The organism is Staphylococcus hominis subsp. hominis, assembly GCF_002901845.1.
GTDB lineage: Bacteria > Bacillota > Bacilli > Staphylococcales > Staphylococcaceae > Staphylococcus > Staphylococcus hominis.
On sequence record NZ_PPQE01000025.1, the window covers coordinates 914,229 to 937,437 of the forward strand.

At 31.2% G+C, this 23,209-nt stretch carries 26 protein-coding genes and 2 other annotated features; of the genes, 2 read left to right on the plus strand and 24 right to left on the minus strand.

Annotated elements, in window-relative coordinates; all coding sequences use genetic code 11:
• Positions 1 to 25 precede the first annotated feature (25 nt).
• From secDF to CD034_RS06125, 15 genes are all read right to left on the minus strand, one after another.
• Complete coding sequence (gene secDF / locus CD034_RS06060; RefSeq protein ID WP_002449003.1) at positions 26 to 2,311, minus strand: protein translocase subunit SecDF; 2,286 nt, start codon at positions 2,309 to 2,311, stop codon at positions 26 to 28.
• A 196-nt stretch (positions 2,312 to 2,507) separates the two neighbouring features.
• The gene (gene yajC, locus CD034_RS06065) at positions 2,508 to 2,768 is read right to left on the minus strand and encodes a preprotein translocase subunit YajC (protein ID WP_002448938.1); all 261 of its coding nucleotides are present in this window, start codon (positions 2,766 to 2,768) and stop codon (positions 2,508 to 2,510) included.
• A 16-nt stretch (positions 2,769 to 2,784) separates the two neighbouring features.
• Positions 2,785 to 3,924, minus strand: coding sequence for a tRNA guanosine(34) transglycosylase Tgt (tgt, locus tag CD034_RS06070; RefSeq protein ID WP_002455245.1), 1,140 nt, complete (start codon positions 3,922 to 3,924; stop codon positions 2,785 to 2,787).
• Between the two features lie 19 nt (positions 3,925 to 3,943).
• A complete protein-coding gene (gene queA, locus CD034_RS11205; protein ID WP_002448945.1) occupies positions 3,944 to 4,969 on the minus strand; it encodes a tRNA preQ1(34) S-adenosylmethionine ribosyltransferase-isomerase QueA in 1,026 nt (341 codons plus the stop codon).
• 9 nt (positions 4,970 to 4,978) lie between these two features.
• A complete protein-coding gene (ruvB, locus tag CD034_RS11210; RefSeq protein WP_002448957.1) occupies positions 4,979 to 5,974 on the minus strand; it encodes a Holliday junction branch migration DNA helicase RuvB in 996 nt (331 codons plus the stop codon).
• A gap of 29 nt (positions 5,975 to 6,003) precedes the next feature.
• Positions 6,004 to 6,609 carry a Holliday junction branch migration protein RuvA gene (gene ruvA, locus CD034_RS06080; RefSeq protein WP_002448949.1) on the minus strand — a complete coding sequence of 202 codons (606 nt, stop codon included), beginning with the start codon at positions 6,607 to 6,609 and terminating at the stop codon, positions 6,004 to 6,006.
• A gap of 11 nt (positions 6,610 to 6,620) precedes the next feature.
• On the minus strand, positions 6,621 to 7,076 hold the full coding sequence (locus CD034_RS06085) for an ACT domain-containing protein (protein WP_002448936.1): 456 nt from the start codon (positions 7,074 to 7,076) through the stop codon (positions 6,621 to 6,623).
• A 12-nt stretch (positions 7,077 to 7,088) separates the two neighbouring features.
• On the minus strand, positions 7,089 to 8,381 hold the full coding sequence (gene obgE, locus CD034_RS06090; protein ID WP_002448940.1) for a GTPase ObgE: 1,293 nt from the start codon (positions 8,379 to 8,381) through the stop codon (positions 7,089 to 7,091).
• Positions 8,382 to 8,524: 143 nt separating this feature from the next.
• Entirely contained in the window at positions 8,525 to 8,809 is a 285-nt protein-coding gene (rpmA, locus tag CD034_RS06095; protein WP_002449010.1) for a 50S ribosomal protein L27, read from the minus strand.
• A gap of 11 nt (positions 8,810 to 8,820) precedes the next feature.
• The gene (locus CD034_RS06100) at positions 8,821 to 9,141 is read right to left on the minus strand and encodes a ribosomal-processing cysteine protease Prp (protein WP_002448953.1); all 321 of its coding nucleotides are present in this window, start codon (positions 9,139 to 9,141) and stop codon (positions 8,821 to 8,823) included.
• Positions 9,142 to 9,143: 2 nt separating this feature from the next.
• Positions 9,144 to 9,452: a 50S ribosomal protein L21 gene (rplU, locus tag CD034_RS06105; RefSeq protein ID WP_002448968.1), complete on the minus strand. Its 309-nt coding sequence runs from the start codon at positions 9,450 to 9,452 to the stop codon at positions 9,144 to 9,146.
• Between the two features lie 13 nt (positions 9,453 to 9,465).
• Positions 9,466 to 9,550: a sequence feature (ribosomal protein L21 leader region), on the minus strand.
• A gap of 54 nt (positions 9,551 to 9,604) precedes the next feature.
• The gene (gene mreD, locus CD034_RS06110; protein WP_002448950.1) at positions 9,605 to 10,105 is read right to left on the minus strand and encodes a rod shape-determining protein MreD; all 501 of its coding nucleotides are present in this window, start codon (positions 10,103 to 10,105) and stop codon (positions 9,605 to 9,607) included.
• Positions 10,105 to 10,938 carry a rod shape-determining protein MreC gene (gene mreC / locus CD034_RS06115; protein WP_002448929.1) on the minus strand — a complete coding sequence of 278 codons (834 nt, stop codon included), beginning with the start codon at positions 10,936 to 10,938 and terminating at the stop codon, positions 10,105 to 10,107. Before mreC ends, mreD begins: the two co-directional genes overlap by 1 nt.
• A 170-nt stretch (positions 10,939 to 11,108) precedes the next feature.
• Positions 11,109 to 11,237, minus strand: coding sequence for a hypothetical protein (locus tag CD034_RS11400; RefSeq protein WP_002448962.1), 129 nt, complete (start codon positions 11,235 to 11,237; stop codon positions 11,109 to 11,111).
• Positions 11,238 to 11,317: 80 nt separating this feature from the next.
• Entirely contained in the window at positions 11,318 to 11,788 is a 471-nt protein-coding gene (locus tag CD034_RS06125; RefSeq protein WP_002448941.1) for a DUF4930 family protein, read from the minus strand.
• A gap of 167 nt (positions 11,789 to 11,955) precedes the next feature.
• On the opposite strand from CD034_RS06125, the gene CD034_RS06130 reads away from it, so the two are divergent.
• Positions 11,956 to 12,135 carry a hypothetical protein gene (locus CD034_RS06130; RefSeq protein ID WP_002455241.1) on the plus strand — a complete coding sequence of 60 codons (180 nt, stop codon included), beginning with the start codon at positions 11,956 to 11,958 and terminating at the stop codon, positions 12,133 to 12,135.
• Positions 12,136 to 12,226: 91 nt separating this feature from the next.
• Here the strand turns inward: CD034_RS06130 and CD034_RS06135 are convergent, their stop codons facing one another.
• The 5 genes from CD034_RS06135 to CD034_RS06155 form a co-directional block, all read right to left on the minus strand.
• Entirely contained in the window at positions 12,227 to 12,508 is a 282-nt protein-coding gene (locus tag CD034_RS06135; RefSeq protein WP_002455240.1) for a hypothetical protein, read from the minus strand.
• A 77-nt stretch (positions 12,509 to 12,585) separates the two neighbouring features.
• On the minus strand, positions 12,586 to 13,263 hold the full coding sequence (radC, locus tag CD034_RS06140; protein WP_002448999.1) for a RadC family protein: 678 nt from the start codon (positions 13,261 to 13,263) through the stop codon (positions 12,586 to 12,588).
• A 23-nt stretch (positions 13,264 to 13,286) separates the two neighbouring features.
• Complete coding sequence (locus tag CD034_RS06145; RefSeq protein ID WP_002455238.1) at positions 13,287 to 13,976, minus strand: prepilin peptidase; 690 nt, start codon at positions 13,974 to 13,976, stop codon at positions 13,287 to 13,289.
• A gap of 249 nt (positions 13,977 to 14,225) precedes the next feature.
• Positions 14,226 to 15,494, minus strand: coding sequence for a bifunctional folylpolyglutamate synthase/dihydrofolate synthase (locus CD034_RS06150; protein ID WP_049335990.1), 1,269 nt, complete (start codon positions 15,492 to 15,494; stop codon positions 14,226 to 14,228).
• Between the two features lie 11 nt (positions 15,495 to 15,505).
• Complete coding sequence (locus CD034_RS06155; protein WP_049430970.1) at positions 15,506 to 18,136, minus strand: valine--tRNA ligase; 2,631 nt, start codon at positions 18,134 to 18,136, stop codon at positions 15,506 to 15,508.
• Positions 18,137 to 18,175: 39 nt separating this feature from the next.
• Positions 18,176 to 18,402: a binding site (T-box leader), on the minus strand.
• Positions 18,403 to 18,460: 58 nt separating this feature from the next.
• Here CD034_RS06155 and CD034_RS06160 point away from each other — a divergent pair.
• A complete protein-coding gene (locus CD034_RS06160; RefSeq protein ID WP_049335986.1) occupies positions 18,461 to 19,018 on the plus strand; it encodes a DNA-3-methyladenine glycosylase I in 558 nt (185 codons plus the stop codon).
• Between the two features lie 48 nt (positions 19,019 to 19,066).
• On the opposite strand, the gene CD034_RS06165 is transcribed toward CD034_RS06160, so the two are convergent.
• The 4 genes from CD034_RS06165 to CD034_RS06180 all read right to left on the minus strand — a co-directional run bounded on the left by CD034_RS06165 (position 19,067) and on the right by CD034_RS06180 (position 23,190).
• Positions 19,067 to 20,137 (minus strand): AbrB family transcriptional regulator, encoded by a 1,071-nt coding sequence (locus tag CD034_RS06165; protein WP_103288202.1) that lies wholly within the window; start codon positions 20,135 to 20,137, stop codon positions 19,067 to 19,069.
• Between the two features lie 102 nt (positions 20,138 to 20,239).
• A complete protein-coding gene (gene hemL / locus CD034_RS06170; protein WP_002455233.1) occupies positions 20,240 to 21,523 on the minus strand; it encodes a glutamate-1-semialdehyde 2,1-aminomutase in 1,284 nt (427 codons plus the stop codon).
• 21 nt (positions 21,524 to 21,544) lie between these two features.
• Complete coding sequence (gene hemB, locus CD034_RS06175) at positions 21,545 to 22,519, minus strand: porphobilinogen synthase (protein ID WP_049430966.1); 975 nt, start codon at positions 22,517 to 22,519, stop codon at positions 21,545 to 21,547.
• The gene (locus CD034_RS06180) at positions 22,519 to 23,190 is read right to left on the minus strand and encodes a uroporphyrinogen-III synthase (RefSeq protein ID WP_103288203.1); all 672 of its coding nucleotides are present in this window, start codon (positions 23,188 to 23,190) and stop codon (positions 22,519 to 22,521) included. Before CD034_RS06180 ends, hemB begins: the two co-directional genes overlap by 1 nt.
• Positions 23,191 to 23,209: the final 19 nt, after the last annotated feature.

Genomic DNA, 23,209 nt, shown 5'->3' on the forward strand with positions numbered 1-23,209 from the left:
CACTAATTTTATATCATATATTTAATTATACTAAGATTTTTTCATCATTTGATTTTTTCTCTTTATAAACTACAAGCTTACCGTTTTCAGATTTTTTCAACTGATGTTTCTTCATGATGCCCCATAGTGGAACTGCAATAAAGATAGAAGAGAATACACCAGATAATAATCCAATAAGTAATGCTAATGAGAAGTTAAACAGACTTGATGCACCAAAGATTAGTATGGCGATAACTACTACAACGACTGTAAGAACTGTATTAACAGAACGAGTCATCGTTTGTCTAATAGATTGGTTAACAATATCATCGATTTGATGAGGTTCTGTTATAACTTTAATTTTATGAAGATTTTCTCTTACACGGTCGAAAGTAACAATTGTATCATTTATTGAGTAACCTACAATCGTTAAGATTGCAGCGATAAATGTAATATCTACTTCAAGTCTTAATAAACTGAATAAAGCAACGATAATAAATACGTCATGAAGTAATGCTAAGACAGCAGAAAGCCCCATTCTCCATTCGAATCTTAATGAAACATAGATAATAATACCAATAGCTGCATAAATTAATGCTTTCATTGCATTTTTAGCTAACTCTTGACCAATCATTGGAGAGACTGTGTTCACTGTCGGTTTATGACCATATTGATCATTAATAACTTTATTAAGTTTCAAAGTTTCATCTTTAGATAAATCATTTTTAAATTGAACTGTTGCTTGTTTATTGTCATTACCATTAATTTGAATTTGATCAGGTGTCAAACCAACATCTTTAATCGTACGTTCAACTTTCGTTTGAGATAACTTCGTATCAGAATCAAGATCTACTCTTGTACCAGATGAGAAATCAATACCTAAATTAAGTTTAAATATACTTAGAATAATTATACCAATTACTAAAATTAAAATACTTACTCCAATTAATGGTTTTGCTAATTTAACAAAATTCCATTTTTCAAAAGCTGTTTTTAAGTCATGAACATCTACACCTTCATTGATATCATGGCGATTATTTTTATTTACACCAAACATCCAATATTTCTTCTTAAAGTAATTAGAAGAAACTAAAAGTGATAATAGTCCTCTTGATAAGAAGACAGCTGTGATGAATATCATTAAAATACCTAATAATAACATCGTAGCAAATCCTTTAACTGAACTTTGACCAAAGAAGAATAATACTGCTGCTGCTATAACCGTTGTTAAGTTTGAATCAAAAATCGTTAAGAAAGAACTTTTATTTGCTTTAGAATAAGCCTGTTTAAGCGTTCGTCCTACTCTAAGTTCATCTTTAATCCGTTCATACATGATGATGTTTGCATCTACAGCCATACCAACACCTAATACTAATGCAGCTAAACCTGGTAATGTAAGTACACCTGAAATAAAGTTAAATGCTACTAATGTTAAATAAACATATACTGTTAAAGCTATCACTGCTACAATACCTGGTAATCTGTAAAAACCTACCATAAATAAATAGATAATTGCAACACCAACCATTGATGCAAAGATTGTTTTATCTAATGCATCTTGACCAAATTGTGCACCTACAGAATTAGAATAAATTTCTTTTAAATCAACTGGTAATGAACCTGCATTTAATAATTCTGCAATTTGCTTAGCACGTTCTACGCCTTGTTGACCCTGGAAGCCACCTGAAATTTCTACACTGTCTGAATTAATGGGTTGATCTACTGAAGCGGCTGAAACGTATTTCCGTTTATCTTCAGGTTTTTCCAACTCTTTATGATAGCTATCACCTTTTTTATAGTCTAACCACACTACCATCATATTTTCTTGTTTTTTAGAAATTTCTTCTGTAACTTTTTTGAATTTCGCACGGTCTTTTAATTTAAAAGTGACTGCAGGTTCGTTTGTACCTTGTTTAAATTCTTGTTTTGCAGAACCTTGTACAATATCTTTACCTGTTAATTTAACGTGGTCATCAGCATCACGTATAGTCAGATTTGCTTGTGAGGACAAAATTTTTCGAGCTTCATCAGGATTTTTTACCCCTGCGAGTTGTACCCTAATTCTATCAGGGTCTTCAACTTGAATATGAGGCTCAGATACACCTAATACATTAACACGATTTTCTAAAGTTTGAGCAGTAGATTGTAAAGCCTTATCATCGATTTTACCATCACCGCTAAGTGGTTTAACTTGATATAATACTTCGAAACCACCTTGTAAATCCAAACCTAGATTTACATTCTTAACTACATTCTTATATGTAAAGCCCATACCTACAATCAGTAGCGCTACAATGAGTATGAATGCAATTATTCTACTTGTTTTTTTCACATGAACACCTCATTATTTACTTATGTAATTAGAATAATCTTTTAATAAACCATGTGCAAGTGAATTAAAGATTACATCTATGTGACAAGACTTATCTATCTTAACATAACCTCTTTATTAGTGTAATCAAGATAAATAGTTAATAAAAAGACATTCCATGACAACAAACTGTCGTGGAATGTCTTTTTATTATAATTTATGATGGATCAACTTGTTTAATCGCAGGTTTTTCAAATGTCATTTCAGTACCATGACCATTTACTGTGATTACAACTGCTGTTTCATCCACAGCTTTAACTGTTCCTTTGATTCCACCAATAGTTGTAATTTTTTGACCTGCTTCGATACGACTAATCATTTCACGATGTTCTTTCGCACGTTTTTGTTGCGGTCTAATTAAAAAGAAATAAAATACTATAATTAAAATTATAGGCAAGATTAATGCTGAAACATTCATTATGTTGTTCTCCTTATTAAAAGTTTTTAGGGTTCTCTACATTTAGCCCATATTGTTCGAAAAATTCTTCTTTAAAATCTAATAAACGATCTTCTCGAATGGCCTGTCTAATATCTTCCATTAATTTTAGCAGAAAATGTAAATTATGAATAGTAGTAAGACGGATACCAAACGTTTCCTCTGCTTTAATTAGGTGTCTAATATATGCACGTGTATAATTCTTACAAGTATAGCAATCACAATTCTCATCTATAGGACTAAAATCATCTGCATATTTAGCATTTTTTATAACCAATCGTCCTTGAGATGTCATACATGTTCCATTTCTAGCTATGCGTGTTGGCAACACACAATCAAACATATCCATGCCGCGAATGCTACATTCTATTAAGGCATCAGGTGATCCTACTCCCATTAAGTATCTTGGTTTATCTTCTGGCATAAATTGAACCGTATGTTCAACCATATCGTACATCACTGGTTTTGGTTCACCTACAGATAAACCACCAATAGCATATCCAGGAAAATCCAATGATACAAGTTCTTTAGCACTTTGTTCTCTTAAGTCTTTGTACTCTCCACCTTGTATAATACCAAATAATGCTTGGTCTTCTGGACGTTGATGTGCTTCAAGACATCGTTTAGCCCATCTCGTTGTACGTTCAATTGAATCTTTTACATATTTATATTCGGCAGGCATAGGTGGACACTCATCAAATGCCATCATAATATCTGAACCTAAGTCATTTTGAATTTGCATTGATTTTTCTGGACTTAAAAACAACTTAGAGCCATTTGTATGATGTCTAAATTCGACACCCTCTTCTGATATTTTTCTAAGATTACTCAAGCTAAATACTTGGAAACCACCAGAATCTGTAAGAATAGGGCCATCCCAATTCATGAACTTATGTAAGCCCCCAGCTTGTTTGATAATATCATTTCCAGGTTGTAACCACAAATGATATGTATTTCCTAATATAATTTTAGCTTCAATTTGTCTTAACTCTTCTGGACTCATTGTTTTAACTGTTGCTTTCGTACCTACTGGCATAAACATGGGTGTCTCAAATGAGCCGTGGGGTGTATGAATAATCCCTAAACGTGCACCTGATTGCTTACAAGTTTTAATGTGCTCATAAGTTACTGCTGGCATAATCTGTACCTCTCATTCATTAAATTATTAACATTGCATCTCCAAAACTAAAGAATCTATATTTAAGTTTTACCGCTTCTTTATAAGCATTCAAAATATATTCTCGACTACTAAAAGCAGAGACTAACATCACTAATGTTGATTTGGGCAAATGAAAATTAGTAATTAACCCATCAATTGCTTTATATTCAAAACCTGGATAAATAAATATATCTGTCCAACCACTTGTGGCAACAAATTGTTCATGATCACGACGAATGGTTTCTAACGTTCTAGTAGACGTTGTACCTACAGAAATAATTCTATGCCCATTTTCTTTAGTTTTATTCAGAATATCTGCCGTTTCTTTAGTCATTTGATAGTATTCACTATGCATTTCATGATCATTAATATCCTCCACACTTACTGGTCTAAAGGTACCTAGGCCAACGTGTAGTGTAATAAATGCAATATTGACACCTTTATCTTTTATTTTCTGTAAAAGCTCATCTGTAAAATGTAACCCTGCAGTAGGCGCTGCAGCGGAACCATTTTCTTTAGCATATACAGTTTGATATCTATCCGGATCGTCTAAACGTTCTTTAATATAAGGTGGTAAAGGCATTTCACCTAACTCATCTAAGCGTTCTTCTAAAATACCTTCAAAATGTAGACGCATAATACGCCCACCTTGTTCTAATTCTTTTATACATTCAGCAATGATTTTGCCGTTACCAAATGATAAAGTATTACCTACTTTAATACGTTTTGCTGGTTTTAATAACACTTCCCAGTCATTGTCCTCTATCCTAGTAAGCATTAACATTTCTACCTTTGCACCTGTTTCTTCTTTCAAACCGAATAAACGCGCTGGCATAACACGTGTGTCATTTAACACTAATGTATCTCCAGTTTCAAAATAATCCATAATATCTGTAAAGTGTTTATGTGCAATATTTCCAGTCTTTCTACCTAGCACAAGTAATCTACTTTGATCTCTATTTTTTAAAGGTGTCTGAGCAATCAATGATTCAGGTAAATGATAATCAAACTCCTCAACGTTCATATTATTCCCTCATTCTTTAGTTTTTTTGAAATGTTCATAGGCAAATGGTGTTGCTTTTCTACCTCTTGGTGTTCGTTCTATAAATCCTTTTTGTATTAAAAAGGGTTCATAGACATCTTCGATTGTAATACGTTCTTCTCCAATTGACACTGCTATCGTATCCAGCCCCACAGGGCCTCCATTATATTGATTAATAATACAATTCATCATTTTATGATCAATGTAATCTAAGCCTTCATCATCCACTTGTAATAAGTTTAAAGCTTGCTTTGTTGTTTCGATATAAATTTGTTCATCTTCATTTACTTGTTGAAAATCTCTTACTCTTTTTAGTAGTCGATTTGCAACACGAGGTGTTCCTCTTGAACGCTTAGCAAGCTCAACTGCACTTTCATCATCAATTTTTGTACCTAATACTTCAGCAGTTCGAATAATGATTTCTTTTAAATCTGATTCCGAATAGTACTCTAATCTTAAATGGACACCAAATCGATCTCTTAAAGGGCCTGTTAAACTTCCAGCACGTGTTGTCGCACCTACTAGAGTAAAAGGTGGTAAATCAATACGTATACTACGTGCTTCATCACCTTTACCGATAATAATATCTAAGAAAAAATCCTCCATAGCAGAGTATAAAACTTCTTCTACTACACTACTTAAGCGATGAATTTCATCAATAAATAAAACATCGCCAGGTTGTAACCCAGATAAAATTGCCGCTAAATCTCCAGGTCGCTCTAATGATGGACCAGATACAGTTCTTATATTGACTTCCATTTCATTAGCAATAATATTTGAAAGTGTCGTTTTACCTAATCCTGGAGGGCCAAAAAGTAATACATGATCTAATGGCTCATCCCTTAGTTTAGCCGCTTTTATAAAAATTTCTAAATTGTTCTTTATTGATGATTGCCCAATATATTGTTTTAATTTAGTTGGTCTGAGTGAGAATTCAAAAGAAGATTCTTCATTGTGTAATGATTGATCTACCATTCTATCATCCATATTTATCCCCCCAGTTATAGTTCATAATATTAAGATACAAGCGTTTTTAAACCAATCTTAACTGCTTCATCAACAGAGTGAATGGATGTTTTATTAAGTACTTTTTCAACTTTAGAAAGCTCTCTCTTAGAGTATCCTAAAGCTGCAAGCGCTAATAACGCTTCCTTAATTATATTGTCATTTTCTTCAACTTGTCCCTCAACTTGTAACAAGGTCTCACTAGTCTCTTCTGTAATCTTAACTTTACCTTTTAAATCTAATACAATTTGTCGTGCAGTCTTTTTACCTATACCAGGAAATTTAGTTAGATAAGTATCATTTTCATTTTCAATTGCACGTTTAACTTCGTTAGGTGTACTTGTGGCTAGAATAGCTAAAGCTGATTTAGGGCCTATACCTGTAACTTTTATTAAGCTTAAGAACATCTCTTTTTCTTCTTCGCTAATAAAACCATATAATAATTGTGCGTCTTCTCTTACAATAAGTGAAGTAAAGACTTTACATTCTTGATTTAAATATTTTTGAAATCGATATGAATTTGGAGTTTGAATTTCATAACCGATACCACTAGACGTTTCTACAACAATATGTGTTGGAAACAATTGAGATAAATGTCCTTTTATATAAGCGTACATAAATACCTTCCTTACATACTCATACTAATTAATTCAACTTTATAAACATGTTGAATATTTCTCAAAGTGCCCATGACCTTTTCTATTGATAATGATTGATCTTTTGCACTCAAAGAGAGTGTAATCGTTGCTTTTTCTTCCATTGGAACACTTTGATGAATAGTTAAAACGGATAACGCTAGTTTTGAAATAATTTGTAGTACTTGAGCAAGCATTCCTACTATATCATTAACATAGAGAATCAAGGTGAATTCACGGTGTTCAAAAATCTTGTCATCTACAGGAAAAATAGTATCTCTATATTTATAAAAAGCACTTCTTGATAGATTAAACTGCTTAACTGCTTCATAAATGGACAGTGTGGAATCATTTTTTAAAGCGTCTTTAATTTTAAGCGTTTTAACCACTGATTCTGGTAAAACGTCTTCACGTATTAAATAAAACTTTTTATAATCTTTGCTGTCCACTAAAAAGCCCTCCTATTCGACGAATTCAAATTCTCCCCCAAGTATTCTAACAATATCACCATTACTACATCCACGTTCTCTTAATGCATCATCAATACCCATAGAGCGCATTTGACGTGCAAAGCGTCTTACTGCTGGATCACTATTAAAGTCTGTCATTTTAAACATGCGTTCGATTGCATTACCGCTTACTACATAGGCACCATCATCATCTCTTGTAATCGTAAATTTATCTTGAGATGGCGTATGTTTATATAATACGCGATTAACACCTGCATCTTCATCTTCTTCTACACTAAAATCAATATCTTTTACTTCTTCTAATTTATCAGCAATTGTATATAGTAATTGATCAATATTATCTCTTGTAATTGTAGAAACTGGAACAATAGTTACCTCTTCATCAATTTCTTTTTTAAATAATTCTAGGTTATCTTTTGCTTCCGGTATATCCATTTTATTTGCCACTATAATTTGAGGTCTATCTTCTAATCTTTGTTTATAATTTATCAGTTCATTATTGATGATTTGATAATCTTCAAGTGGATCTCTTCCTTCAGAACCACTCATATCTATCATATGAACAATAACTTTTGTTCTCTCAACATGACGTAAAAATTGATGACCTAAACCAACTCCTTCTGAAGCTCCTTCAATTAAACCTGGTAAATCTGCCATTACAAAACTTCTATGATCAGGTGTTGAAACCACACCTAAATTTGGTTTAATTGTTGTAAAATGATAAGCACCAATTTTAGGTTTTGCCTTAGATACAATAGACAACAATGTTGATTTCCCTACACTTGGGAATCCAACGAGTCCCACATCAGCAAGTAGCTTTAATTCTAAGGTAACATCTAGCTCTTCTCCAGGTTCTCCATTTTCACTAAAGTCTGGAGCTGGATTTCGAGGGGTTGCAAAACGTGAATTTCCTCGACCTCCTCGACCTCCTCGAGCAATGACTGCACGTTGACCTTCTTCAACTAAATCTGCTAAAACTTCTTCTGTTTCTACACTTTTAATAATGGTACCAGGAGGCACTTTTAAAACTAGGTCTTCCGCATTTTTACCATGCATATTACTACTTTGACCATTTTCACCTTTTTTAGCCTTAAAATGACGTTGAAATCTAAAGTCTAAAAGTGTTCTTAAACCTTCATCAACTTCAAAAATAACTGAAGCACCTTTACCGCCATCACCACCGGCAGGGCCACCAAATGGTACATATTTTTCTCTACGATAAGCAGTAATACCATTACCTCCATCGCCTGCTTTTAGAGATATTTTTACTTGATCGACAAACATATATCTCACCTCTTTTTATATATTTTATTAATTCATCGCTAATATTATATCATTAACTCTAAAACGTTAGATTCTATTATAATCATTTTTAAACAAAAATAAAACACCAGAAGTCTTCACTTCTGGTGTTAATTAGACAAAAATTATTCAGCTACTGCATATACAGAAACTTGTTTTTTGTCGCGACCTTTACGTTCGAAACGAACAACGCCGTCGATTTTAGCGAATAATGTATCATCGCCACCACGACCTACATTTTCACCAGCATAAATTTTAGTACCGCGTTGACGATATAAAATTGAGCCACCTGTTACGAATTGACCGTCTGCACGTTTAGCACCTAAACGTTTTGATTCTGAGTCACGACCGTTTTTTGTAGAACTTACCCCTTTTTTAGATGCGAAGAATTGTAAGTTTAATTTTAACATCGGGATACACCTCACTTATAATTTAATCTGATATTTTCATTATATTCATCTTCAATCGTTTGTAAAGACACAAGCATTGCTTGAAGAATTAATTGTGCTTGCTCATTGTTAGTGTCTACTGATCTAATGTGAAAATGACCACCGTCATCATCATAATCGATATCCGGCTTTTCAGAAGTTAAACTTAAAATAGCATTTACACTTCCAAAAAGAACAGCTGAAGCCCCTGCACAAACAATATCATAGCCATAATCACCATGATTAGCATGGCCATCCATAATGACGTCTGTTACTTTACCTTCATCATTAATTGAAATATCAACAGTAATCATAATTAAGCGTTGATTTTATCAATTGTTAATTTAGTATAAGGTTGACGATGACCTTTTTTACGTTTTGAATCTTTACGACGTTTGTAAGTGAAAACAGTAATTTTTTTACCGCGACCTTGTTTGTTCACAGTAGCAGTTACTGTAGCTCCTTCAACAGTTGGAGCACCAACTTTAACTGAATCTCCACCTACAAATAATACTTTATCAAATGTGAATGAATCACCTTCATTAACATCTAATTTTTCAACGAAGATCTCTTGACCTTCTTCTACTTTAATTTGTTTACCGCCTGTTTCGATAATAGCAAACATACTTTGCACCTCCTATAATTATAAGTCACGCCATATACAGGTGATAAAATAAAAACATTTTAACGCTTAAACCTGTATTTGAGCGGTTGTATGTAGCTATAAAACTACTCAACTACTGCATCTTACCATTACTTATATTCAATGTCAATCTATTATATTGGCTTTTTAAAAAATTTAAAGAATATAGGCATAAAAATAATTAATAAAATAATATTTAATATAAGTGTTGGGATAATACGTAGTAATATAAAATTTAGTAAATCAAATTCTACATAGCTAATGACAGAATATATAATTGCTACAAATATTTCAAGAATCATTACACCAATGATACTGAACCAATATACCATAATATAGTCTCGGTAAAAAATCTTCAAGAATTTATTAAATATTGTTATTAAGAATATATAACCAAACAAATATAAACCATATACACTGCCAAAGTAGATATCAGTTATAATACCTAAAAAAATGCTTAGTAATAATGTGACCATAAATGGTCTATAAATTGATAAAAGTAATAAATACATTAAAGTTAAATGAGGAACTAAGATAAATGTTAGGTTTCCTATATGAAAAGGAATAACTAAACTAATAAGTGTATCAAGATAAAAAACGATGATACCAATCATTATATAAACGAACGCTTTCATTATCGGGTCTCTCTTTCATTGAAATCCGTATTATTACTTTTTTTCGCTATGTATACATGTTGAATATCTGATAAATTAGCTCCAGTTTTCACTCTCACTTCTTTTGCTAAACCATATTCATCATTTTCTACCTTCGTCACTTCTCCTATGTATAAATCACTTGGCAATTGGTCGGCTAATCCACTTGTTACTACTTTGTCACCTTTTGAAATTTTATCCTTATTATTGATATTACTAATAATTAATTCCTGAGTTTTATTATCATAGTGATCAATTAATCCAAAAACATTTTTAGAATGATGTTGAATATTGACTGATAGTTTTCCAGCTCTTGTACTCGTAGAAAGTAAATCAACTTGAGAAGAAAATTGATTCACTCTAGTTACTCTTCCAATTAAACCATCACTAGTAAACACTGCCATATTATTGCTTACACCAGCTTTTTTACCTTTATCAATAATCACTGTATTCATCCATTGATCTGGATTACGTGCTATGATGGCACCTGAAATTGCATCGTATTTTGAAGCATCAGTCATATCAAGTTCTTTTTTTAAGTTTTTATTTTCAGCTTCTAATGCTTCGTTTTTTGCTTTTAATTGATTAACTTCATTATGATTTGATTTGTTAGATTTTAAGAAGTTACCTATAGCTCCAGTCACAAAGTTTACCGGGTAACTAATTACTCTCTGACCAAATGACACTGAGTCCCCCACATATTGCTCAGGAGGTGATTGAGTTTGTGAACGAATGGACAAACCAATCAATGCAATAAAAATAATTATTGCACAAAAAACAACAATTAACTTGTTATTTTTAAAAAAATTTAACACTCATAACACCTCTACTATTTATTTTAAACTATTATATTCTATTTTATATTACTCTAGGATTGAAATAAAGAATAATATTAAATATTATCTTCAAAGAAGAAAAAAGGAACAAGTTAGAATCTTCATTGAATTCTAGTACTTGCTCCTATCAAATGTCATCTTATTTAATTTTACGATTTTTTATTCGAATTATCTTTTTTATCTTCTTCATAGAGCGTTTCATCTTTTCTCCATTTCGAAAATAAATTTTGTGCTTTTGCTTGTTCATTTGCTTGTTTTTCTTTAGATTGTTCAGACATACATTACACCAACCTTCAAAAGATTATTGTATCTATTCTAGACATTAACGCATTTATTTATTTTTTTCAAATTATATTTTTTAATACTCATTCTGAGGTTTTAAAGTAATTGATTGTCCTAGACGATTTAATTCCTGTTCCATTTCAATTTCCGTACTAAAGACTTTAATCGTATCACTTCCGAATTTATAGATGATAAATTCATTATCTCTTTGCCCTACAATGTAATTTTCATTATATCCCATCCTAACTATACCTGAAACTTCCATAAATTCTTTTTTATCTATAAATTTAAATACATTTTTCGTTTGACTAGCAGGAATATTCTGAAGTAAATTGTTTTCTTCTATAGTATAACTTTTTCCATTAGTGGGCACTGGTGTTGATGTTTGATTACTTGGTAGAAGCTCGAATTGGTTACTAAGAGGTTGATTCATAGGATTCCAGTCCTGTTCTCTTAAAAATGGGGCATATTTTAATGCAAAATAAACAATACTAAGGATTGCAATAACTGCTACTATATTTTTAAAAATACTAAATACCATTCGCAATTAAATCCCTCCAATTTTAAACCTAAATTATTATAAATATAAAATAGATTTCATCCATCGGTCTAAAGAAGTAAATTAAGTAAATTCTTTAGACTGATTAACATTTTCTTAAAATATATTATAATAATTAATATCACTCGTAAAATAAATTTAGAGGAGTGTGAGAAATGAACATTCTTACAATTATTTTACTTATCTTGCTTGCAGTTATACTTTTTAAAGTAGGATTTGCACTTTTAAGATTTTTAATCTCTGCTGCTTTTATTATTCTCGGACTGTATTTAGCCTATCAAGGTGTTCTTTGGATTTTAGAAAATTTTAATGTGCTTTCAGCTTATATAAGATAATGAAAAAGCTAGTTACTTTTCAATGTAATTGATACAATCTATCCCTATATTAATTCGTTTATGATTGTATTGTATGAAAAGTTAACTAGCTTTATTTACGATTGCTTTGAGACAAGTATTCATAAATTTTATATATTGTTGCTAATAGTAACCCAAATATCGTTCCAGTTACTATATCACTAATGAGTAAAATATATAATTGAGTATGCGTTTGGTTAACGAATACTCCAATAAAAGAAAAAGTTGTAATACCAACAATCGATAATAATACAGTATTAAGTGTTTCTTTTAAACGAATTGTTTCTTGTTTAATATTCAATCTCATTATGTAAATAATAGGTATTAATACCCCTATGATTAAAAATAAAGTCATCGTACACCTCTAAATATATAATTAAGGTTTATTATACTAAAATTTTAACAATGAGACTATAAATACTTTTTAACCTTTTATACGAAATATCCCTCCTCTACTAAACTAGTAAATTTTTGATCACCGATAATAATATGGTCAAGTAATTCAATGCCAAGAATTTGTCCACATTCTTTAAGTCTAATGGTAGTAGCAATATCTTCTTTTGAAGGCGTCACATCTCCAGATGGATGATTATGAATCACAATTATTGCATTACATGAAGCTCTAATGGCAGCATTAAAGACTTCTCTCGGGTGTATCACTGAAGAGTTTAATGTTCCTATAAATATAGTTTCTTCTTTAATCACTATATTTTTAGTATTTAAAAATAAAGCAACTAAATGCTCTTGAGTTAAATCTTTCATTTTAGACATCATCATATCTGCGACATCTTTAGGAGATTTAATCTTTACTTTTTCAATCGAATTACGTTTATTTATTCTTTCTCCCAATTCGAAAGCGGCTTTTAATGTCACTGCTTTATGCAATCCTATACCTTTTATTTTTAACAAATCATGTATTGAAAGTAATTTTAATTCTTTTAAATTATTTACTTTATTAATCATTTCATTCGCAATATCAATACTTGAAACCCCTCGTCGTCCAGTGTTAATTAAAATTGCTAATAATTCACTGTTAGACAAACTTTTTTCACCATATTGAATGAGTCTCTCTTTAGGAAGCTCACTTTTGGCCATATCTTTAATTTTCAAAAACATCACCTTTTCTTTATTAGTTACATAATATTGTTGGAAAAATTAATTAATAAAATATATGAGATTGAAATAAAAGGAATAAGTGGGATTTTACGTATCTTAAAACGAAACATGATGATATAAAACATAAGACCAATTGCACAAGTTAATAATATTAGATGAAGCATAAATTCATAAGTATAAAATATAGAAAGTATACTAAGTAATAAAATATCACCGTACCCTATACTTTTAGAATTTAACAGATAAAATGTATGTAATAGAAAGAAAATAAATATAAATGAAATCAAATGTAATGAAGAAATATATATACCGACAATGAAAAAAATGAGGATTAAGTTACTGTTGATTGTTAATGTTTGAATATCGGTTAGAGACATCGTTATCAACATTAAACAAGTTAATATAAAGAGAGAATAATTTATATGTATATCGATAAATATTAAATATGGGACAATAAGAAACGATAATATTTCACCTATAATATAGGAACGCTTTAAAGGATTTGAACAACATCTCGAGCGTCCTTTTAAGAATATGAAACTTAATAATGGTATAGTATCAAACCACTTTAATGATGTATGACAATAATCACATTGGGATCGTCGCTTGAAATATTGAAGATTCACTTTCTCTATACTTGAAAATTGATATAAAAAACTAAATATTACACTACACGTAAATGCTAATAATACTATTATACTTATCACCTCATATCATTCATTATAACTAAAATATGGTCTAAGTAAATGGAATAACGAGGATTAGATTAAATTCATTTCAATAAATAAATATATCTTCTTTAAAGCATTTTAAATTCAATAAAATGAATAAAACTTTTATTAAAAATAATCAGTCCACTCTTAATCTATCAATTATATAACTAATAAAAAAGCTATGAAGAAGTTTAATTTGTAACTTTCTTCATAGCTATATTTAGACATTTAACATACTATATATTATGAATTAAATTCAACTTTCGATTTTACTTCACTTATAAAATATAAACTACCTGTAATCAATAAGCCCTCACCATCATAATGATTTATAAAATCTACATAATCATCAATATATTCGATGTTATCAGCATCTATACTCTCAAGTAATTCTTGTTTAGATAAGGCTTTATGAAAATCAAATTCAGTAAAATAAAAGGTACCAGCTAAATTTTGTAATTTACTTAACATTTCGTTTACAGGTTTACCTTTAATGGCTGAAAATAAAACATCCATTTTCTCAAGATCATAATAATTTTTGATTGTTGAAACTAATGCTTCAACACTTTCATTATTATGTGCTCCGTCAATAATAATAAGAGGCTTTTCTTTAACTTGCTCAATACGTCCTGTCCAACAAACACTTTCAATAGCATCAATCATTTTATTAAAATCTAATTCAATAATATTTTCTTCGTTCAACTCTATTAAAGCTGTAATAGCTAATGAAGCATTTTCTTTTTGATGATCACCTATCATATCTAAGATGATTGTTTCTAACTCATAATCTTTATATCTATAAGTAAATTCATCATCTTCAGATACAATAATAATTTCTCTATCTAGTTCAATTGGCTTTGCATTCTGATTTTCCGCTAAATCTCTAATGTATTTTAAAGCTTCCTCATTTTTTACTGCATAGATGACGGGTACATTAGGTTTTATGATAGCACCTTTATCTTTTGCGATATCTAAATACGTACTTCCTAAAATATCAGTATGATCTAATCCTATACTTGTCAAAATTGAAAGAATAGGAGTAAACACATTAGTTGAGTCATTTTTAATTCCTAGTCCCGCTTCTACAATAACGAAATCTACAGGATGTATATCTCCAAAATATAAAAACATCATTGTTGTTATAATTTCAAATTCTGTTGCAGAACCGAGTTCGGTTTCTTGTTCTAACGCTTCACTTACTGGTTTAACTCGCTTTACTAATTCAACTATTTCGTCATTTGAGATCGGATAACCATTTAAACTAATTCGTTCATTAAACGTTTCAATAAAAGGAGAAGTAAATGTTCCAACTTCATATCCATTCTCAACTAATGCAGCTCTTAAATAAGCTACTGTAGAACCTTTACCATTTGTTCCACCCACATGAATACCGCGAATATTTAATTGAGGATTATTTAAGTGGTTAAGCATCCATTCCATTCTTTTAACACCAGGTTTAATACCAAACTTAGTGCGCTCATGTATCCAATATAAGCTATCTAGGTAATTCATTGACAATTCTCCTATGCTTTTAATTGTTCAATTCTGTTTTTAACACCATTATATTTTTCTTGATATTTTTGTTGTTTTTCGCGCTCTTCATTTATAATCTTTTCAGGTGCTTTATTAACAAAATTCTCATTTGATAATTTTTTATCAACACGGTCTAACTCTTTTTGAAGTTTGTCTAACTCTTTCTCTAAGCGTTCAATTTCTTTATCCATATCAATAAGTCCCTCTAACGGTAAAATTACTTTACCAGCAACTACTACCGCTGTCATCGCTTTTTCAGGAATATCTACATTTGTATCAATGGTTAATTCACTTGGATTACAAAATCTGTGAATATAATCAGCATTTTTTTCTAAGATTGTTTCAATTTCTTCATTTTTAGCTTGAATGAGAATAGGGATTGATTTAGAAAGTGGTGTATTGACTTCTACGCGTGATTGTCTCACAGATTTAATAATTTCAACTAATTGTTCCATTGTCTGTTTACTTTCATCAAACACAAACTCTTCTTTAACTGTCGGCCATGCTGCTTTTACAATTGTTTCTCCTTCATGCGGTAAACTTTGCCAAATTTTTTCAGTTACAAATGGCATAAATGGATGTAGCATTCTCATTATTTGATCAAGTGTATAACTTAGAACAGAACGTGTTGTTTGTTTTTGAGATTCATCTTCACCATTCATTGGTATTTTACTCATTTCAATATACCAATCACAGAATTCATCCCAAATAAAGTTATATAAAGCACGTCCAACTTCACCAAATTCATATTTTTCACTCAGATTAGTAACGGTCTCTATTGTTTCATTTAGTCGTGTTAAAATCCATTTATCCGCTAAAGATAAATTACCAGATAAATCAATGTCTTCCACTTTAAAGTCTTCTCCAATATTCATCAAGCTAAAGCGAGCGCCATTCCAAATTTTATTAATAAAGTTCCATACAGATTCAACTTTTTCGGTAGAATAACGTAAGTCATTACCTGGAGAAGAACCAGTTGCTAAGAAGTAGCGTAAACTATCTGCTCCGTATTTTTCGATGACATCCATTGGATCTACACCATTACCAAGTGATTTACTCATTTTACGACCATCTTCAGCTCTTACTAAACCATGAAGAAGTACATCATTAAATGGTCGTTTACCAGTAAATTCTAATCCTTGGAAAATCATTCTTGCTACCCAGAAGAAGATAATATCATAACCAGTTACAAGAACATTCGTTGGATAGTAATGTTGATAATCTTTTGCTTCTTCATTAGGCCAACCTAAAGTTGAGAATGGCCATAACGCACTTGAGAACCATGTATCTAACACATCTTCATCTTGAGTCCAATTTTCGATATCAGCAGGCGCTTCTTCTCCAACATATACTTCACCTGTTTCATTATGATACCAAGCTGGAATTTGGTGACCCCACCATAATTGTCTAGAAATAGTCCAATCTCTAATTTCTTCCATCCAACGATTAAATGTATTTTCAAAACGTGGTGGATAAAAATCAATTCGATTATCTGTTTTTTGATTATCTAGTGCTTGTTGCGCAAGTGGTTTCATTTTTACAAACCATTGTGTAGATAAATAAGGTTCTACTACTGCACCAGAACGTTCTGAATGACCTACAGAATGCATATGTTCTTCAATTTTAATCACTAAATCTTGAGCTTTTAAATCTTCTACTAATTTTTTACGACATTCGAAACGATCTAAACCAGCATACTGAGATGCATTGTCATTCATTTTTCCATTTTCATCCATTACGATAATGTTTTCTAAATGATGTCTCTGACCAATTTCAAAGTCATTAGGATCATGTGCAGGTGTAACTTTCATAGCACCACTACCAAATTCAATATCAACATACTCATCTGCTAAAATTGGTAATTCTCTACCTATAATTGGTAAAATCACTTTTTTTCCGATGACATCTTTATAACGTTCATCATTTGGATTAACGACTATAGCAGTATCCCCTAGCATTGTTTCAGGACGAGTTGTGGCAATTTCAATATATCCATTACCATCAGCATAAGGATATTTAAAATGATAAAAATGACCTTGCACATCTTCATGAATCACTTCTATATCTGACAATGCTGTACGTGCGACTGGATCCCAATTTATAATTCGCTCTCCACGATAAATAATTCCTTTATTATATAAATCAACAAATACTTTTCTAACCGCTTTACTTAAGCCATCATCAAGAGTAAAACGTTCTCTACTATAATCAAGACCTAAGCCTAATTTAGCCCATTGTTTACGAATAAAAGATGCATATTCTTCTTTCCAAGACCAAGCATGTTCTAAAAATTTTTCACGTCCTATATCATGACGAGAAATACCTTGTTCTTTTAATTTAGCATCTACTTTAGCTTGTGTGGCAATACCCGCATGATCCATACCAGGTAAATAAAGCGTATCGTATCCTTGCATACGTTTCATTCGAGTAATAATATCTTGTAATGTTGTATCCCAAGCATGTCCTAAATGTAATTTACCAGTCACATTCGGTGGTGGAATAACAATTGTATATGCTTCTCTAGATTCATCTTCTAGAGGTTTAAAGTATTCATTTTTTACCCATTCTTCATAACGCCCCGCTTCAACTTCACGAGGATTATACTTTGATTCCATTTTCATTGAAATAACCTCCTAAAATAAAAAAGCATCCTTCCTAATATATAGGACGGATGCTCCGTGGTACCACCTAAATTCAAGACGATACCTCCATATCTTCTTGCACTTATTTATGATTAACGCTCATACACGCTTCTATCTACTATTATATGTGTATTCAATAAAAGAACTTGTGGGCTACCTTCAGTTTGATCATTATACATATTTACACCGTCCATATGCTCTCTTTGATAAGTATCAAACGTACTCTTCCCAAAAAATATATTTAATTACTAATTAATAATATAATAGAAAACAATGATAAGTCAATCTTTTGGAGGAATATTTATGAACGCATGTGCCTTTGGAACTACAGACCCTATTTATTTAGATTATCATAATAAAGTATGGGGACAACCAGATTTTAATAGTCTTTCACTTTTCAAATTACTTGCACTTGAATCTCAACATGCTGGTTTATCTTGGTTAACTATATTAAAAAAGAAAGAGGCTTATGAAAAAGCATTTCATCAATTTGATCCTATAAAAATTTCTAAAATGACAGAGAAAGATATTAATGCTTTAATGACCTTTCCAAATATCGTACATAATAGAAAGAAATTAGAAGCCATAGTATCTCAAGCTAAGGGTTATTTACAAATTGAAAAAGAATATGGTAGCTTCAGTAAGTTTTTATGGTCATATGTTGATGGACATCCCATTGATTTGCACTATAAAACTCCTTCAGAACGTATCACAGTTGATGAAAGAGCAAAACAACTTTCAAAAGATTTAAAAACTTATGGTTTTAAATTTTTAGGACCTGTGACTGTATTCTCTTTTATGGAAGCGGCTGGTCTATATGATGCTCACTTAGAAGGATGTCCTTCAAAACCTAATCATTAAATATTAAAAGGAGTAGAACAGATTATTTTGAATTCGTAGTTCTACTCCTTATGATTGATTATCACTTTTTTTACGTTTTAAAAAGTAATTAATTATTGGTGCTACTAAAAATAATATAAAAAATATCCTAAAGATGTGAAAACTTGATATCTTAGCAACATCTGCACCAGTAGCTATGGCAACTAGCACAATTTGACTCATACCTCCAGGAGCTCCACCTAAAAATAATTCGTTTAATGAATTATGAGTAAACAAATGAAACATAAAGACCATCAAAAATGACCCTAAAATTAAACTTATATTTTGATACATAATTGCTATAGCAATGCGACCTTTTAAATCACCTAATAAATGTGCAATTTGTAAACCAATTCTAATCATATAAATCACTTGTGCAAAAGCAAGAATATAATTATCTAAAGTAAAAATCAGATGAGTTGATAAGTTCCAAACAATTAAAACGATAATTGGAGCGAGTAATTGTTTTGTTGGAAAATTTATTTTTGACATTAAGAAATAAACAAAAGCTATACTAATCATAATTAAGGCAATTTGGGGCACATTTAAAGCTCTTGTTAATGGTGTAGCTTTATGAATCATCTCTTCACTTGATGATGAATTGCTAAATAAAAAAGAAATCAGTGGTACAAGTACGACTACAAAAATAACTCTAGAAGTTTGGGTTAAACTTACTACTAAGATATTTGCTTTTTTATCTTCTTCAGCCATAATTAACATTTGACTTAAAGCACCAGGTATGACACTCAAGATAGCAGTTTCAGTATTAACTCTTGCAATTTTTTTGAAAAAATAAGCAATCAATAATGATAACGTGATGAGTAAAACAGTCACCGTCACAATGGTTAACCACTCATTTTTGATATCGTTAATGACTTGTGACGTAAACGTAGATCCTATTTGTACTCCAAGTAATATTAAGCCAATCTGACTAATCCAAAAAGGCCATTTAATATTTAGTTTTAGTACTTTAACCACAATAATTGAGGCTATAATGGGCCCAAACATAAAGGGTAAAAGCATATGAGATAATTTTAATATTAAACTCATGATCATCGCTATTATTAATAATATAATATTATTTAGCCAAATTCGCCTCAAAAATCATCACTTCTTTCTAGATTAAAAGCATTTAAATTAAAAAAAGTGGAACGTGATATGATTTCATCTTTGTTCCACTTTTATTATATTAACTTTTAAATATTAAACAATTCTACTTAATGCATTATCAAAAGCATGAATCGTTTTTTCAATATCTTCTTTGGTATGTGCAGTAGATAAGAATGTTCCTTCAAACTGGGAAGGTGGTAAAAATATACCTTCTTTAGCCATTTCTCTATACATATTACTAAATAGCTCTAAATCACTTTGATTCGCTTCTTCAAAGTTGGTTACAGGTCCTTTATTTAAGAAATAACCAATCATAGAACCAGCTCTATTTACTGTAATAGGAACATTGTGTTTAGCAAATACTTCTTTAAGTCCTTTTTCTAATATATCGCCTAATTTTTGGAAATACTCATATGATTCAGGCGTTAATTGACTTAGTGTTTCATAACCACTTGTCATTGCTAAAGGATTACCAGACAGAGTTCCCGCTTGATAAATATTACCTACTGGGGCAATTTTATCCATAATTTCTTTTTTGCCTCCAAAAGCACCTACAGGTAAACCACCGCCAATCACTTTTCCTAGGCATGTGATATCTGGTGTCACACCAAAATAACCTTGAGCACAGTTATACCCTACACGGAAACCTGTCATGACTTCATCAAAGATAAGTAAAGAATCATATTCTTTAGTGACTTCCCTTAATCCTTCTAAGAAACCTTTTTTAGGAGGTACAACGCCCATATTTCCTGCAACTGGTTCTACTATCACACCAGCAATATCATCTCCATAATTTTCAAATGCTACTTTAATCGCATCTAAATCATTATAAGGCACTGTAATTGTGTTTTTAGCTGTGCCTTCAGGTACTCCTGGTGAATCTGGAAGACCTAAAGTTGCTACACCTGAACCTGCTTTGATAAGCAATGAATCGCTATGTCCGTGATAGCAACCTTCAAACTTAACAATTTTATTTTTACCAGTGTAACCTCTAGCCAGTCTTAATGCCGCTAAAGTAGCTTCAGTACCTGAAGAAACCATTCTTACTTTTTCAATTGAAGGTACTCTTTCAATAACAAGTTCAGCTAATTTATTTTCTTCTAGTGTTGAAGCACCAAAACTAGTACCTTTATCTACAGCATCATGTAATTTACTAATGACTTGTTTATTTTTATGACCCAAAATTAATGGTCCCCAACTTAATACATAATCAATGTATTCATTGCCATCTATATCATAAATTTTTGAACCTTCACCATGATCCATAAAAATTGCTGGTGTATCTACTGATTTAAATGCTCTTACAGGGCTATTGACACCGCCAGGCATAAGTGTTTCAGCAATGCGCATTGCTTCTTGTGATTTTTCATAAGTCATTAACTTGTTCCTCCTTAACCATTATTTATCTAAGTAACGACAAATATCTTTCGCGAAATAAGTAATAATCATATCTGCGCCCGCACGTTTCATTGATACCATTTGTTCCATAACCACACGTTCTTCATCTATCCAACCATTTTGAGATGCTGCTTTAGTCATAGCATATTCACCACTAACATTATAAGCAATAATAGGAATATTAGTGTTATTTTTTACATCTCTAACAATATCTAAATAACTTAAAGCTGGTTTGACAATCATCATGTCCGCGCCTTCTTTTAAGTCACTTTCTAATTCTCTTAGTGCTTCTAAACGATTAGCTGGATCCATTTGATACGTTTTTCTATCTCCAAATGAAGGAGCTGAATCTGCAGCATCTCTAAATGGTCCAAAGAAACTAGAAGCATATTTAATGCCATAGCTCATAATTGGAATATTATAATAACCAGCTTCATCTAAACCTTGTCGAATTTCGGTAACAAAACCATCCATCATATTACTTGGAGCAATAATGTCAGCGCCAGCTTCGACTTGAGAAATTGCTGTTTTAACTAATAATGGTAAAGATTTGTCATTATCAACATCATGTGTATGTTCATCAATGATACCGCAATGACCATGATCCGTATATTCACATAAACAAGTATCAGCAACGATTAATAAATCTTTATGAAGTTTTTTTGCTCTACGTGTTGCCTCTTGAACGATGCCATTATGATCGTATGCACCAGAACCCACATCATCTTTTTCATTAGGTACGCCAAAGAACATAATTGCTCTAATACCTAACTCATATGCTTCATTAATTTCATCATCTAATAGATTTAAACTTATTTGATATACACCAGGTAACGATTTAATTTCGCTTCTAACATTATCTTTTTCTACTACAAAGATTGGATAAATTAAATCTTCTTTTCTAACATGATTTTCTCTTACTAAACTTCTCATTGTAGCTGAAGAGCGTAATCTTCTATGTCTATCGAATTTCATTATTTATTCCTACTTTCTAAAAATGTGTTTATTAATGCTTCAGAAGTTTGTTTATCTGCAATATAAGGTTCATAACCATAGGCTCTAATGCTATTTGCAGTTTGTTGACCTATAGCATAGTAATTTTTAAAATGCTTAGGAAATGCCTCACTAAAATAATAACGCACTGCAGATGAACTTGAAAATGTTAATGCTTCAACTTGATTATGTTGAATTAGATTGATAACTTCAATAATATTCTCTCTATCCGCTATAGGCGTATACAAGTCAATTTTCACTACATTATTATGTTCAGCGAGTGTTTGTTGCAATTTTGCTCTTGCCTGTGCACTGCTCGGAATTAAAATAGAAGATTTTTCTAGATTTAATCCTTCTAATAAACCTTCTTGAGAATAATCGTTAGGTATAAAATCTATATTTATACCTAATTGTTTACATAACTGCGCAGTTTTAGCGCCTACTACTGCAATATGTTTTACATTCACGTACTCTAAATATTTATAAAATAAATGTACGGCATTTTTTGAAGAAAAAATAAGCCAGTCATAATTATCATGCAAGAGTTGAGTATCAAATTCAAGTGATTGAATTTTAATAAATGGCTTATGAATGACTTCTACCATATCACTCTGTACTTTACTCGTTTGCGTCATAACTATCACTGGTTTCATCTAACTGTAACACCTCTAC

Excerpts from the sequence above, each read along its gene's own strand:
- hemL (WP_002455233.1), bottom strand. The coding sequence starts at position 21,523 with ATGACTTATGAAAAATCACAAGAAGCAATGCGCATTGCTGAAACACTT.
- CD034_RS06100 (WP_002448953.1), bottom strand. The coding sequence starts at position 9,141 with ATGATTACTGTTGATATTTCAATTAATGATGAAGGTAAAGTAACAGAC.
- ruvA (WP_002448949.1), bottom strand. The coding sequence starts at position 6,609 with ATGTACGCTTATATAAAAGGACATTTATCTCAATTGTTTCCAACACAT.
- rplU (WP_002448968.1), bottom strand. The coding sequence starts at position 9,452 with ATGTTTGCTATTATCGAAACAGGCGGTAAACAAATTAAAGTAGAAGAA.
- CD034_RS06135 (WP_002455240.1), bottom strand. The coding sequence starts at position 12,508 with ATGACTTTATTTTTAATCATAGGGGTATTAATACCTATTATTTACATA.
- obgE (WP_002448940.1), bottom strand. The coding sequence starts at position 8,381 with ATGTTTGTCGATCAAGTAAAAATATCTCTAAAAGCAGGCGATGGAGGT.
- CD034_RS06150 (WP_049335990.1), bottom strand. The coding sequence starts at position 15,494 with ATGAATTACCTAGATAGCTTATATTGGATACATGAGCGCACTAAGTTT.
- rpmA (WP_002449010.1), bottom strand. The coding sequence starts at position 8,809 with ATGTTAAAATTAAACTTACAATTCTTCGCATCTAAAAAAGGGGTAAGT.
- hemB (WP_049430966.1), bottom strand. The coding sequence starts at position 22,519 with ATGAAATTCGATAGACATAGAAGATTACGCTCTTCAGCTACAATGAGA.
- CD034_RS06130 (WP_002455241.1), top strand. The coding sequence starts at position 11,956 with ATGAACATTCTTACAATTATTTTACTTATCTTGCTTGCAGTTATACTT.
- CD034_RS11400 (WP_002448962.1), bottom strand. The coding sequence starts at position 11,237 with ATGTCTGAACAATCTAAAGAAAAACAAGCAAATGAACAAGCAAAAGCA.
- CD034_RS06180 (WP_103288203.1), bottom strand. The coding sequence starts at position 23,190 with ATGAAACCAGTGATAGTTATGACGCAAACGAGTAAAGTACAGAGTGAT.
- queA (WP_002448945.1), bottom strand. The coding sequence starts at position 4,969 with ATGAACGTTGAGGAGTTTGATTATCATTTACCTGAATCATTGATTGCT.
- mreD (WP_002448950.1), bottom strand. The coding sequence starts at position 10,105 with ATGAAAGCGTTCGTTTATATAATGATTGGTATCATCGTTTTTTATCTT.
- ruvB (WP_002448957.1), bottom strand. The coding sequence starts at position 5,974 with ATGGATGATAGAATGGTAGATCAATCATTACACAATGAAGAATCTTCT.
- CD034_RS06155 (WP_049430970.1), bottom strand. The coding sequence starts at position 18,136 with ATGAAAATGGAATCAAAGTATAATCCTCGTGAAGTTGAAGCGGGGCGT.
- tgt (WP_002455245.1), bottom strand. The coding sequence starts at position 3,924 with ATGCCAGCAGTAACTTATGAGCACATTAAAACTTGTAAGCAATCAGGT.
- CD034_RS06160 (WP_049335986.1), top strand. The coding sequence starts at position 18,461 with ATGAACGCATGTGCCTTTGGAACTACAGACCCTATTTATTTAGATTAT.
- yajC (WP_002448938.1), bottom strand. The coding sequence starts at position 2,768 with ATGAATGTTTCAGCATTAATCTTGCCTATAATTTTAATTATAGTATTT.